Source organism: Gallibacterium sp. ZY190522 (genome assembly GCF_054166015.1).
The window spans coordinates 1,080,834-1,093,287 of the sequence record NZ_CM135118.1 but is presented as its reverse complement, the minus strand read 5'-3'; the positions used below and the strand labels follow the sequence as shown (position 1 = coordinate 1,093,287).

12 protein-coding genes are annotated in these 12,454 nt (G+C 36.9%); 5 read left to right on the top strand and 7 right to left on the bottom strand.

The features are described 5' to 3' along the window. Window positions 1–15: 15 nt before the first annotated feature. Together fbp and cdd are read right to left on the bottom strand one after the other, a co-directional pair. Complete coding sequence (gene fbp / locus ACXPAV_RS05410; protein WP_039089781.1) at window positions 16–1,020, bottom strand: class 1 fructose-bisphosphatase; 1,005 nt, start codon at window positions 1,018–1,020, stop codon at window positions 16–18. 133 nt (window positions 1,021–1,153) lie between these two features. Further along, on the bottom strand, window positions 1,154–2,071 hold the full coding sequence (gene cdd, locus ACXPAV_RS05405; protein WP_458004276.1) for a cytidine deaminase: 918 nt from the start codon (window positions 2,069–2,071) through the stop codon (window positions 1,154–1,156). A 199-nt stretch (window positions 2,072–2,270) separates the two neighbouring features. Between cdd and ACXPAV_RS05400 the strand changes: the two genes are divergently transcribed. The 5 genes from ACXPAV_RS05400 (at window position 2,271) to ACXPAV_RS05380 (ending at window position 7,456) form a co-directional block, all read left to right on the top strand. After that, window positions 2,271–2,969, top strand: coding sequence for a TIGR01621 family pseudouridine synthase (locus ACXPAV_RS05400; RefSeq protein WP_458004275.1), 699 nt, complete (start codon window positions 2,271–2,273; stop codon window positions 2,967–2,969). 235 nt (window positions 2,970–3,204) lie between these two features. Continuing rightward, on the top strand, window positions 3,205–4,188 hold the full coding sequence (gene pheS / locus ACXPAV_RS05395) for a phenylalanine--tRNA ligase subunit alpha (protein ID WP_039089775.1): 984 nt from the start codon (window positions 3,205–3,207) through the stop codon (window positions 4,186–4,188). A gap of 23 nt (window positions 4,189–4,211) precedes the next feature. Next, complete coding sequence (gene pheT, locus ACXPAV_RS05390; protein WP_458004274.1) at window positions 4,212–6,599, top strand: phenylalanine--tRNA ligase subunit beta; 2,388 nt, start codon at window positions 4,212–4,214, stop codon at window positions 6,597–6,599. 3 nt (window positions 6,600–6,602) lie between these two features. Next, window positions 6,603–6,899 (top strand): integration host factor subunit alpha, encoded by a 297-nt coding sequence (locus ACXPAV_RS05385; RefSeq protein WP_013747046.1) that lies wholly within the window; start codon window positions 6,603–6,605, stop codon window positions 6,897–6,899. 62 nt (window positions 6,900–6,961) lie between these two features. Continuing rightward, window positions 6,962–7,456 carry a C40 family peptidase gene (locus ACXPAV_RS05380; RefSeq protein WP_335796403.1) on the top strand — a complete coding sequence of 165 codons (495 nt, stop codon included), beginning with the start codon at window positions 6,962–6,964 and terminating at the stop codon, window positions 7,454–7,456. A gap of 177 nt (window positions 7,457–7,633) precedes the next feature. Here the strand turns inward: ACXPAV_RS05380 and ACXPAV_RS05375 are convergent, their stop codons facing one another. The 5 genes from ACXPAV_RS05375 to grpE all read right to left on the bottom strand — a co-directional run bounded on the left by ACXPAV_RS05375 (window position 7,634) and on the right by grpE (window position 12,369). Next, window positions 7,634–8,524: an IS256 family transposase, variant Zn-binding type gene (locus ACXPAV_RS05375; RefSeq protein ID WP_458004394.1), complete on the bottom strand. Its 891-nt coding sequence runs from the start codon at window positions 8,522–8,524 to the stop codon at window positions 7,634–7,636. A 115-nt stretch (window positions 8,525–8,639) separates the two neighbouring features. After that, window positions 8,640–9,587 (bottom strand): ribose-phosphate pyrophosphokinase, encoded by a 948-nt coding sequence (locus ACXPAV_RS05370; protein ID WP_039136268.1) that lies wholly within the window; start codon window positions 9,585–9,587, stop codon window positions 8,640–8,642. A 53-nt stretch (window positions 9,588–9,640) separates the two neighbouring features. Continuing rightward, window positions 9,641–10,519 carry a 4-(cytidine 5'-diphospho)-2-C-methyl-D-erythritol kinase gene (ispE, locus tag ACXPAV_RS05365; RefSeq protein ID WP_458004273.1) on the bottom strand — a complete coding sequence of 293 codons (879 nt, stop codon included), beginning with the start codon at window positions 10,517–10,519 and terminating at the stop codon, window positions 9,641–9,643. Then, window positions 10,519–11,145, bottom strand: a complete 627-nt coding sequence (gene lolB / locus ACXPAV_RS05360) for a lipoprotein insertase outer membrane protein LolB (protein WP_458004272.1) — start codon at window positions 11,143–11,145, stop codon at window positions 10,519–10,521. Before lolB ends, ispE begins: the two co-directional genes overlap by 1 nt. Before the next feature lie 633 nt (window positions 11,146–11,778). Next, window positions 11,779–12,369 carry a nucleotide exchange factor GrpE gene (grpE, locus tag ACXPAV_RS05355; RefSeq protein WP_458004271.1) on the bottom strand — a complete coding sequence of 197 codons (591 nt, stop codon included), beginning with the start codon at window positions 12,367–12,369 and terminating at the stop codon, window positions 11,779–11,781. Between the last annotated feature and the right edge of the window lie 85 nt (window positions 12,370–12,454).

Here is a 12,454-nt window from a genome sequence, read left to right as displayed (position 1 = left end):
GTTTTTGGGTAGAAATTATTCTTTAAAGTTTTTCATAAATTGACCGGCTTTTTCCACCATATTTTTTGAACCGATAAAGAGCGGTGTGCGTTCGTGTAATGCGGTCGGTTGAATATCAAGAATACGACGATAGCCGTCAGTTGCCATACCGCCAGCCTGTTCAGCAAGGAACGCCATTGGATTGCCTTCATATAATAGACGAAGTTTACCGTTTGGATAGCGAGTGGTAGTTGGGTAAATGTAAATCCCTCCTTTCAACATATTACGGTGGAAATCAGAAACCAATGAGCCAATATAACGTGAAGTATAAGGACGATTGCTTGCTTCATCTTCTTCTTGGCAATATTTAATATATTTTTTCACGCCCATTGGGAATTTCAAATAATGTCCTTCGTTAATTGAGTAGCAAGTACCATCTTGTGGAATTTTGATATTTTCGTGGGAAAGAATAAATAGACCAAGAGAAGGGTCATAAGTGAAACCATTTACTCCGTTACCAGTGGTGTAAACTAACATAGTGGATGAACCGTAAACGATATAACCGGCGGCAACTTGGCGATTACCCGGCTGCAAGAAATCTTCCAGAGTAACCGGTTGACCAATTGGTGAAACACGGCGGTAGATAGAGAAAATAGTACCAACGGCAACGTTTACATCGATATTAGATGAGCCATCCAAAGGATCGGTTAAGATAATATATTTTGCATTGCGTGCACGTTCTGTATCGAAAGCAACGATGTTTTCTTCTTCTTCTGAACCGAAACCAGCAACTTCATCACGAGAAATAAGTGCTGCTTTCATTTTTTCGTGGGCGAAGGCATCCAGTTTCATTTGTGCTTCGCCTTGTACGTTTTGAACACCTGAGTTTCCGATAATATCATTGGTTAAACCGGCTTTGTTAATATCACGGTGGATAATTTTAGCTACTAAACGAATAGATGAAAGAATACCACTAAGTTCACCTTTAGCATTAGGGTATTCAGCTTGTTTTTCTACAATAAATTGACCTAGAGTTTTCATAATAAACCTTACTTTTAGTATGAGACATTATACTGTTAAAGATAACATTTTCTAATAAATGTTATAAAAATTTTTTAAATTAAAATAAAAAAATGAGAAACAGATCACAAATTTATTTTACCTTTTGATTCAATTAGTTTATTTTCGCAATGAAATATTGAAATTTAATTTTTGGATTAATTGCTTGTAATAACTGTTCTGCCATTGTGCGCTGTTGCATTTTTGTCGGTAATTCAACCATCACTGCTGCTGTAATATCCTGATCTTGATGACCAGATAATCTCACTAAATTTATTGCGACCTGTAATGCTGGTAAGCTTGGATTAAAAGCAGCATTTTCGGCATATCGACCGGTTAAAATGGTGTCATCTTTTAATAAAAGGGCTACACCGCAATAAGCGTGACTATAAGGTGCGTGAGAACGATTTGCTGCCAACAACGCCTGTTGAGACAGTGGTTCAAAATTTTCTATTATTAATTTGTTGTTATGTGGATCAAACAGACAAGTTTTTATATCAAGATCTTTCGGGCCGAAAGCATCGGGCAAATATTGATGTAAACGATTATTTTGAGCGTGTGGTAAATGAATATAAAGTTGTTCCGCACTGTTTAATTCATTCATAAATTGGCGACAATGTCCGCAAGGTGTGTAATTTACGGTGACAGCAGTAATGGTGGTTTCGTTATTCATCCAAGCGTGTGAGATTGCACTTTGTTCGGCGTGAATAGTCTGTTGCATACTGCTATCGCAAAACTCCTGATTTGCGCCAAAATAAAGTGCGCCGCTGATGCCGTGTGCCACAGCACCAACATTAAAATTGGAAATAGGAGTAACGGAATAACAAGCCGCGATAGGAAGTAATTGCAATGCCAAATGGTTTACGCTTAAATTGAAGTTTTTGCAGAGATCACTGACGGTTTGAGGCGATAATTTTCCAACAAAATGTTGTTGAGAAAGGGCTTGATAAATGTCATTAGCAAGAATTTGATCATCCCACTGTGCGAGCTGCATCTGAATTGCTTTAATTTTTGGATTAGTTGTTGCCATCATAATATCCCTCTTATTTCTGACGTATGACATTATAATAAAACAAATCTTTTTATTCGGTTTAAATAACCTTCATTTTTGTGACGTAGGTAAAATTATTTGCGATAAATATTGTTTTTGAGCTAGTTTTGCTTGGAAAAATCGTGAATTTTGTGGGTGGTCATACCATTATTTTTGAAATCACTTATACTGGCTAACTTTTATGGTTATTGGAGAAGTGGTGTTAATGCCTTTTCAGATTGTTGCTCAAACAGAAAATTTTGTAGTTATCAATAAGCCTTGTGGTGTCAGTGTGCATAAAGATGATAATGAACAGGGTTTAACAACACAGCTTGCCGAACAGATTGGTGTGGAGCAGGTTTGGTTGATTCATCGCTTGGATAAAAGCACTTCCGGCTTATTATTGTTAGCATTGAATCGACAAGCGGCAGTTGAATTATCAGCACAGTTTGCCGCACATCAAGTGCAAAAAATTTATCTGGCATTGGCAACGGAAAAACCGAAGAAAAAACAGGGATTGGTTAAGGGAGATATGGTGCGGAGTCGGCGTGGAATGTGGAAATTAGCACCAACCTATAGTAATCCTGCAATAACACGTTTTTATTCAATCAATTGTGAAAAAGGATTGCGTTTGTTTGTGTTAAAACCGCAAACTGGGAAAACTCATCAGTTGAGAGTCGCGATGAAAAGTTTGGGCAGCCCAATTTTGGGTGATCCTTTATATGGCGATAAATCGCTGACAGATCGATGTTATTTGCACGCAGCAATATTGGCGTTTTCATTTGCCGGAGAACGGTTTTGTTATTCGGTTTTACCACAAGGTGTTTATTTTGAACGAGAGTGTGTAAAAGTACAAATTGAGGCAGCATTACAACAAGAAATGACAGAAATACAACAATAAAACGTGATTTTTTAAGCGGTTAGTATTATCATTACTTCACTTTTAACTATTTCATTTCAGTTTAATTATGACCACATTATTTTTTAGTTTTCGATTTTTTTACTCTTAGTATCTAAGAGGCGATTAGTTTAACTAAAATATTGGCAATTAAACTGACAAGCCTCCTCGGTATGGAGGCTTTTTTTATGACAAATTTTGGACGATTATTGAGTTATTTAAATCACAGAGGAAAGGTATGCAAAACCTAGAGCAGATTACAGAGCAAGCCTTAGCGGCGATTACAGCAGCTCAGGACGGAAAGGCATTAGAGGCTATTCGTGTTGAGTATTTCGGAAAAAAAGGACCTTATACATTATTAATGCAGGGGCTTCGTGAACTATCCGCCGAAGAGCGTCCGGCGATGGGGGCGAAAATTAATGAAGCAAAACAGATAGCACAATCCGCATTGAATGCGAAAAAAGCTGAGTTGGAAGAGGCGGAGTTAAATACTAAATTGGCAAAAGAGCGGATTGATGTCACTTTACCGGGACGTAAATTAGAAAATGGTGGGTTTCATCCGGTGACATTAACAATTGAGCGCGTGGTGAAATTTTTCTCTGAACTCGGCTTTGCTGTGGAAACAGGTCCAGAAATTGAGACTGATCATTATAATTTCGATGCGTTGAATATTCCGGCACATCATCCGGCACGTGCTGATCACGATACATTTTGGTTTGATGCGGAACGTTTATTACGTACCCAAACTTCAGGCGTACAGATTCGGACAATGGAAAAACAGCGTCCTCCGATTCGTATTATTGCACCAGGTCGTGTTTATCGTAACGATTATGATCAAACACATACACCAATGTTTCATCAAATCGAATTATTGTTTGTTGATAAAAAGGCTAATTTCACTGAATTAAAAGGCTTGTTACACGATTTCTTGCGAAACTTCTTTGAAGAAGATTTGCAGGTGCGTTTTCGTCCTTCTTATTTCCCATTCACCGAACCTTCTGCGGAAGTGGATGTGATGAGAAAAAATGGAAAATGGTTGGAAGTGTTAGGTTGTGGAATGGTACACCCAAATGTGTTACGCAATGTCGGCATTGATCCGAATGAATATTCCGGTTTTGCAGTTGGTATGGGGGTAGAACGTTTAACAATGTTGCGTTATAACGTGACTGATTTACGCGCTTTCTTCGAAAATGATCTACGTTTTTTAAAACAGTTTAACTAATTTGCAGGGAGATATTTGAAAAAATGAAATTCAATGAATCGTGGTTGAGAGAATGGGTTAATCCTGCGATTAGCACCGAACAGTTATGTGATCAAATCACAATGCTAGGTTTGGAAGTTGATGGCGTTGAACCGGTTGCTGGTGACTTTAGTAACGTGGTGGTTGGTGAAGTGGTTGAATGTGCACAACATCCGGATGCTGATAAACTGCGTGTAACTAAAGTGGATGTCGGTGATGGTGAGCTGTTAGATATTGTCTGTGGTGCACCAAATTGTCGTAAAGGATTAAAAGTGGCTTGTGCGAAAGTTGGTGCAGTGTTACCGGGTGATTTTAAAATCAAGAAAGCCAAGTTAAGAGGGCAACCTTCTGAAGGAATGTTATGTTCCTATGCTGAGTTGGCAATTTCAACTGACGGTAATGGCATCATTGAGTTACCGGCAGATGCTCCTATCGGTATGGATTTTCGTGAATATCTCAAATTAAATGATAAAGCGATTGAAATTAGTTTAACACCGAACCGTGCGGATTGTTTGAGTATCCGTGGAATTGCTCGAGAAGTGGCTGTGGTGAATAAATTAGCGATGAACCAATTGCAGTTTACGCCAGTAAAATCAACCATCAGTGATAAAGTAGCGATTGAATTAAATGCACCTGAGGCTTGCCCACGTTATTTATTGCGTATGGTAAGAAATGTTAATGTGCAAGCATCAACACCGATTTGGATGCAGGAAAAATTACGCCGTTGCGGTATTCGTTCTATCGATCCAGTGGTTGATGTTACCAATTATATTTTGTTGGAGTTAGGTCAGCCAATGCACGCGTTTGATGCGGATAAAGTTGCTCAACCTATTCAAGTCAGAATGGCGAAAACCGGCGAAAAATTAGTATTGTTGGACGGTACAACAGCAGAGTTAAAAGAGAATACATTGTTAATCGCTGATCAAAATGGGCCATTAGCAATGGCTGGCATTTTTGGCGGTGAAGCAAGCGGTGTGAGTGCAAATACAAAAAATGTGATTTTAGAATCTGCCTTTTTTGCTCCGTTGGCTATTACTGGGCGTGCTAGACAGTATGGTTTGCATACAGATTCTTCTCATCGTTTTGAGCGTGGTGTTGATTTTGAATTACAGCGTTATGCGATGGAGCGTGCTACTGCATTGTTAATTGAAATTTGTGGTGGTGAAGCTGGTGAAATTTGTGAGGTTGTTGATGAAAATGCATTACCAAAATTAAATCCGGTAACATTGCGTCGTGAAAAATTGGATAACTTGCTAGGTCATCACATTGAAACTGCAAGTGTTACTGATATTTTGCAGCGTTTAGGCTTCCAGGTTTCCTATGTAAACGATGTTTGGACTGTGGTACCTACTAGTTGGCGTTTTGATATTGAAATCGAAGAAGATTTAATCGAAGAAGTGGCTCGTATTTATGGTTATAACACAATTCCTAATAATGCACCGTTGGCACATTTAATGATGCGTGAACATAAGGAATCCGATATTTCATTAAGCCGTATTAAAACAGCATTTGTAGAACACGATTATCAAGAAGCGATTACTTATAGTTTCGTTGATCCGAAAGTTCAGCGTTTATTGCACCCTGAACAAGAAGCGTTAATTCTGCCAAATCCGATCTCTGTTGAGATGTCAGCAATGCGTGTTTCTTTATTGAGTGGACTGCTTGGTGCGGTGGTATATAACCAAAATCGTCAACAATCTCGTGTTCGTCTATTTGAAAGTGGTTTGCGTTTTGTCGTTGATTCAAATCATCCAATTGGTGTGCGTCAGGAATTTGTGATTGCTGGGGTAATTTCAGGAAACCGTCATAATGAACATTGGGCAATTAAGTCGGAATCTGTGGATTTCTTTGATTTGAAAGGGGATTTAGAAAGTATTTTTGATCTCTCCAACGCTGGAAAAAATATTAAATTTGTTGCAAAATCGTATCCAGCCTTACATCCTGGGCAATCAGCTGCCATTATGTTGGGTGATGAGGAGATCGGCTTTATTGGTACAATCCATCCTCGTGTAGCACAAAAATTGGATTTAAATGGAAAGGTCGTGGTGTTTGAAGTTTTATGGGATAAAATTTCATATAAAGATGTTATTCAAGCCAAAGAAGTTTCCCGTTTTCCTGCCAACCGCCGAGATTTGGCGATTATTGTGGCTGAGAATGTGACTGCCGATGAGGTGTTAACAGTTTGTCGTGAGGCTGCCGGAACACAATTAACACAAATCAATTTATTTGATGTTTACCAAGGGGCAGGAATTGCCGAAGGAATGAAAAGTTTAGCGATTAGCTTGATTTTGCAAGATAATGAAAAAACGCTAAGTGATGAAGATATTTCAGCAGTGGTAGATACCGTGTTATCTGCATTGAAAGAAAAATTAAACGCTTATTTGAGAGATTAATTTATGACACTAACAAAAGTAGAACTTGCTGAAAATTTGATTGAGAAATTCAATCTAAATAAAAATGATGCAAAAGAACTGGTTGAATCATTTTTTGAAGAAATTCGTCAGGCGCTTGAGTCCGGTGAAGAGGTGAAGTTATCCGGTTTTGGAAACTTTGAGTTGCGAGATAAAACACCGCGTCCGGGGAGAAACCCTAAAACAGGCGAGTATGTGCCGATTACTGCGCGCCGTGTTGTGGTATTTAAAGCAGGGCAAAAATTGCGCGCACGAGTTGAGAAATCTAAACCAAAAGATTGATTGAATAAAAAGAGTATTCCTTGAACAGGAATGCTCTTTATTTTTTCTTGTAAGAATGGAGAATGTCCGTGTTAAAAATAAAACTAACATCTTCTGTTAAAACAAGTTTAATTATTGGTTTAGTCTTTGGATTGGCAGCTTGTTCATCATATCGCCATTCATATAACAGTCGAATGCCTGATCCGATTTATACGATGGCGCAACTTAGTGAGCAGCAACACGAATGGTATCGTACTCCTTATCGAATAGGCGGCAATACGAAAAGTGGTGTTGATTGTTCCGGCTTTGTGATGAGAACGTTTTCGGATCGTTTTGCGATTCAATTACCACGCACAACTACGGCACAATCTAAAGTAGGCATTGAAGTTGGTTTGGATGAAATTCAAACCGGTGATTTGGTTTTTTTTAAAACCGGCAGAGGTCCTAACGGTTATCACGTTGGTATTTATGTGAAAAATAACCAATTTTTGCACGCTTCTACCAAAGGTGGTGTTATCTATTCCTCGCTGAATAATCCTTATTGGAATAAAGCATTTTGGCAAGTTCGTCGCTTGTAGCCGATTTTTTAAAATAAGCCAAGTAAAGATGAAAAAACCTGCTGAAAAAAGCAGGTTTTTTGTGTCAATTATTATGGAACTGCCAGTTATTTGGGCATAGTAGACAAAATTGTTGCTGATCTATCAAAAACTATGCCATGTGGACAATTTTGTTGCTAATATTTATTTTTCAAAATATTAGCAACTCTTTTTATTTAAAAAATCCTTTATAAACATGATCTTATGCTGTTTTGTTAAGCCATTATGATTATTTAATTGACGTTTTAGATGTTTAAATAATCCTTCAATCCTATTTGTCGTCTTTTCAATATTTATTTCAGTATACTTTTCAAAATAGAATAAATAATTCATATACCATTTTAAACTGGCATAAGCGCCTCTTATGTTTCGATGCTTATATGGGAAATAGCCTTTTTCATTCGCTTTTTCACTTCGTTCTTTTAAAAAAATCTCGTGCTTTAAATACCATGTATGTAAGCGAAGATAAAATTCATTTTTTGTACTTTCTGTTATTGTTTTAGTGATAATTTTTAATTCCTTACCTGCTGATGATTGATGTTTTTTTCTTAATTTTCTCATTACAATAGCTATCATATGAAATTGACACATCTGTACCGGAGTATTAAAAAGATCTTTCATTAATCCTCTTCTCCCATCACAAGTAATAGCTTGAATTATATAGCCTTTTTCTCTTAGTCGATTTAATGCTAATTTGTAATAAATATCCTTTTCTGTTCGTATAAAGTGATAACAAACTACCTTATTTGTTTTTGAATCCATCAGCACTAAAACACCAAAATAGCGACCAAAAAAGGTGGTATCCATAATAATGTTCAGGTATCGATTTTGAGGTAATTTTAAGGGTGTTTTGGGGGATTTATCTATATATCTTTGAATGGTTCTAACGGAACAATGATATTTAATTGCAAGTTGTTGATAAGTTTGTTTTCCACAAGTGTAATCAGACCAAATTTTTATTGGATCTAATTTCTTTTTGAACGTAAATGTTTTATGGCATTGGTGACAAAAATAACGTTGAAAATTATTTAATTTGCCATGTTTCTTTATTTCTGCACTTTGGCAAAATGGGCAGTTTTTTATTCATATTTCAAAAAGAGGGCTTAAAGCCTTGTACTATAAGGCTTTAAGCCACTTTTTAGCAACAATTTTGTCTACTATGCCGTTATTTGAACATTGCTGAAATGGATTCTTCATTGCTGATACGTCGGATTGCTTCTGCTAACATACCAGACAGTGTCAATACCCTTACTTTATTCAACGCAATAATTTCTGGTCTAAGAGGGATAGTGTCAGTAACAACAATTTCATCTAATGCTGGGCTAGCAATATTTTTCGGTGCTGAACCAGAGAAAACAGCGTGCGTTGCATAAGCAAATACACGTTTTGCACCACGCTCTTTTAATGCTTCTGCCGCTTTACATAATGTACCACCGGTATCGATCATATCATCAACCAAGATACAATCACGATCAGCAACATCACCGATAATATGCATTACTTGAGAAACATTTGCACGAGGGCGACGTTTATCAATAATCGCCATATCGGTATCATTTAATAATTTGGCTACTGCACGAGCGCGAACTACACCACCGATATCCGGAGAAACAACGATAGGATTTTCTAAATCAGTTTTCTTCAAAATATCATCCAATAGAACTGGTGAACCGAAAACATTATCTACTGGCACATCAAAAAAACCTTGAATTTGCTCTGCGTGTAAGTCGCAGGTTAAAACACGGTCAACGCCGACATTAGATAAAATATCTGCCACCACTTTTGCTGTAATCGGTACTCGAGAAGAACGTACACGCCGGTCTTGACGAGCGTAACCGAAATAAGGTACTACCGCAGTAATTCTTCCGGCAGATGCACGGCGAAGAGCATCTATCATTACCACTAATTCCATTAGATTATCATTAGTTGGTGCACAAGTGGATTGAACGATAAATACATCGGAACCACGTACATTTTCATTGATTTGGATTTGGATTTCACCATCACTGAAACGACCCACAATGGCATCGCTAAGTGAAGTATAAAGACGTTCAGAAATTTTTTTGGCTAGTTCTGGTGTTGCATTACCAGCAAACAGCTTAATGTCAGGCATTTTTAACCTCAGAGTTGGTTTTTTAATATTCAGATTGCAGTGCAATCCACACGTTAACAATTTTGTTGCATATTCTCAAGGACAAGGTATAACGGAGAACGATTTACCCCTTTAGCAACAAACCCTGATAAGTGGGTCGGGCGTTGTTGATATACGGCTATTGCAGCATCTTGCGAATCAAACTCAGCAAAAATGCACGCGCCAGTCCCTGTTAAACGGGTCGGTGCATATTGTACCAACCACTGAATAGCTTGTTCAACCTCAGGATAATGATCTCGCACAACTTTTTCGCAATCGTTTGTATAAATGCAAGATAATAGTTGTGATAAAGATCGTTTCGGCGTATCTCTTGGCAATTTCGGATCTTGAAAGATTTTTGCGGTAGAAATTGCTACCTCCGGTTTTAATACTACATAATATTTTTCATCTGGTTCACAATAGCTGATTTTTTCACCGACACCTTCGGCAAAAGCAGATTTACCGTGAACAAAAATCGGCACATCCGCACCGAGTTTTAAACCGAGTTCGGCTAATTGAGAGAGCGAAAGATTTGTTTGCCACAAATAATTCAAGGCGACTAATGTTGTTGCCGCATCGGATGAACCACCGCCAACGCCGCCACCCATTGGTAGCTTTTTCTCAATGGAGAGAGAAGCACCTAGCGAAGTTTGCGTGTATTGTTGTAATAATTTTGCGGCACGAAAAATAAGATTATCTTCAAGAACAACGTTATCTAATTGATTTTCCAAAGTGATATTGCCACTGTTATTTATTGTTACCGTGAGCTGATCTGAAAAATCTAAAAATTGGAATAATGTTTGTAATTCGTGATAACCATCTTCACGTCGCCCATTAATATATAAAAAAAGATTTAATTTTGCCGGGCAGGGAAATGAAAAAGAACGATTTAAAAAAGAGTTATTTTTAACCATTAGAAAGTCCATTTTTTAATTTGAATTTTTAATGTTTTATCTGGGCTACTAATAAATAAATTTTGCGGCAACTTTGGAGATTGTTGATTGTAATTCACATATTTTGCTTGCCATATTTCATTTTGCCATTGATAATCAAAATGGCTTAATAAACCCTGCTGATTAACAACATAATTTTGTGTGTTTCCCGGCAACCCTTTTAACCAATTCGGAAATTGTTCTACCGGAAAATCAAAACCGATAATATCTTGCAATAATTGATGAATATTTTTATCAGAATAATAATTGCCTTTATTATCGAAAATTATGGTATTTGTTACTGTTTTTTCAATTGTTAATGTATTGCGACTTAATAAGGAAGAAAAATATAAACGATAATGTTGCTCATCTAAATATTGCCATTGAAAAGAGGAAGAAAAACGTTCTTTTTTACTGATATATCCTAATTGTCCTTCTGCTATATAATGGTTAATTGCATTTACCATTTGCTGATGGTGTAACCATACTGGATCATTGTGAGATAATGTAACCTGAGGGGTAACGAATTGTCCATCATTTGCACAACCTATAAATAATAAGGTTAATCCCGATAATAAACCGAGCCGTACTGTCTTTTTAATATTCACTGTCTATTCCTGATATGAGAGATGAGAGTGATATTTTAATCAAAAGTGGATGGGATGGAAAGGAGAGCAATATTTAGGATAAAAAACGGCCAATTGAAGGTTGATTTTTCATCATTTTTATAGGGTATTTTCAGTAAGTTTTTATAAGAAAATAATTTAATAAGTTATCAAAGAGAAAAGTGTGCTCCATATCGCATAATGATGATTAAAAAAAGAAAATAGGGCTAAAATACAAATTTGTAATTTCGTTTTTTAGGGGGATTTTAGTATTATTATTTGTAACAAACTTTACAAAGGAGTAACTATGTCATTAGAAATTTCCTGCAAGATTGCGTTTGTTTCGCTCTATTAAGAAGCAACAAAATTTATCCCTTCAGAAGCTTGGAAACAAATAGAAAAGCATATCCCGATAACATTATTGGAGGCTATCAATGAATACCAATCTATTATCAAAGAGATTAATGTTGAAGCTAATCGGATTGTGCTGGGTTCGGAACAGTTAGTGGAGTAGCTTCAATCACAATTAACCTCTTTATTTGAAAATATCAATCTAACTTCTGATAGATACACTAATAAATAATATGAGAAAACCTCTTAGGCTGCTTGGTTCAGCTTAAGAGGTTTTTTGTTTTTTTAAGAGGCAACCATTACCATCGCAGGACGAATAACGCGTCCGTTTAGTAGATAGCCTTTTTGTAGAACGGTAGTGATTTGATTAGCGTTGAAGCCTTCGGTTGGTTGCATTGAGATTGCTTGGTGAAGATCTGGATTAAACGTTTCACCTACAACGCCGACTGGTTCGATACCGAATTTAGCTACGGTAGAAAGGAGGTCTTTTAGGGTAAGTTCTACTCCATCAAAAAGAGCTTTTACGCTTTCATCTTCAGAGGTGTTTGGCGTTGCAGCAGCTCGCTCTAAATTATCAATTACATTAAGAATTTCTTTAGCAAATTTTTCTAAGCCAAATTTATGTGCTTTTTCTACATCCGCTTCGGTACGGCGGCGGATATTGTCAATTTCAGCACGAGCTCTTAACATAATATCCTGTTCTTTTTTTGCAGCTTTTTCTAATTGACTTTCTAAATCTTGGATTTTGGCAAGTGCTTCACTTAATGGATCGATTTCGGTGTTTTTTTCTTGCTCGTTCGTTTGTTCTGTTTCTATTGATTGTTGATTGACTTCTTCATTCATAACGTTTTGTTCATTGTTTTGTTGTTCAGACATAATATTCTCCAAAATCAAAAAGGGGCATTTTACGGCGACTAGTTTAACAAAAAACACTATTACCGCCAATTATTCGGCATGAGAT

What these genes read in the sequence shown, in the direction of transcription:
- fbp (WP_039089781.1), bottom strand. Translation starts at nt 1,020, where the DNA reads ATGAAAACTCTAGGTCAATTTATTGTAGAAAAACAAGCTGAATACCCT.
- pheS (WP_039089775.1), top strand. Translation starts at nt 3,205, where the DNA reads ATGCAAAACCTAGAGCAGATTACAGAGCAAGCCTTAGCGGCGATTACA.
- ACXPAV_RS05380 (WP_335796403.1), top strand. Translation starts at nt 6,962, where the DNA reads ATGTCCGTGTTAAAAATAAAACTAACATCTTCTGTTAAAACAAGTTTA.
- ACXPAV_RS05400 (WP_458004275.1), top strand. Translation starts at nt 2,271, where the DNA reads ATGGTTATTGGAGAAGTGGTGTTAATGCCTTTTCAGATTGTTGCTCAA.
- pheT (WP_458004274.1), top strand. Translation starts at nt 4,212, where the DNA reads ATGAAATTCAATGAATCGTGGTTGAGAGAATGGGTTAATCCTGCGATT.
- grpE (WP_458004271.1), bottom strand. Translation starts at nt 12,369, where the DNA reads ATGTCTGAACAACAAAACAATGAACAAAACGTTATGAATGAAGAAGTC.
- ACXPAV_RS05370 (WP_039136268.1), bottom strand. Translation starts at nt 9,587, where the DNA reads ATGCCTGACATTAAGCTGTTTGCTGGTAATGCAACACCAGAACTAGCC.
- ispE (WP_458004273.1), bottom strand. Translation starts at nt 10,519, where the DNA reads ATGGTTAAAAATAACTCTTTTTTAAATCGTTCTTTTTCATTTCCCTGC.
- ACXPAV_RS05385 (WP_013747046.1), top strand. Translation starts at nt 6,603, where the DNA reads ATGACACTAACAAAAGTAGAACTTGCTGAAAATTTGATTGAGAAATTC.
- cdd (WP_458004276.1), bottom strand. Translation starts at nt 2,071, where the DNA reads ATGATGGCAACAACTAATCCAAAAATTAAAGCAATTCAGATGCAGCTC.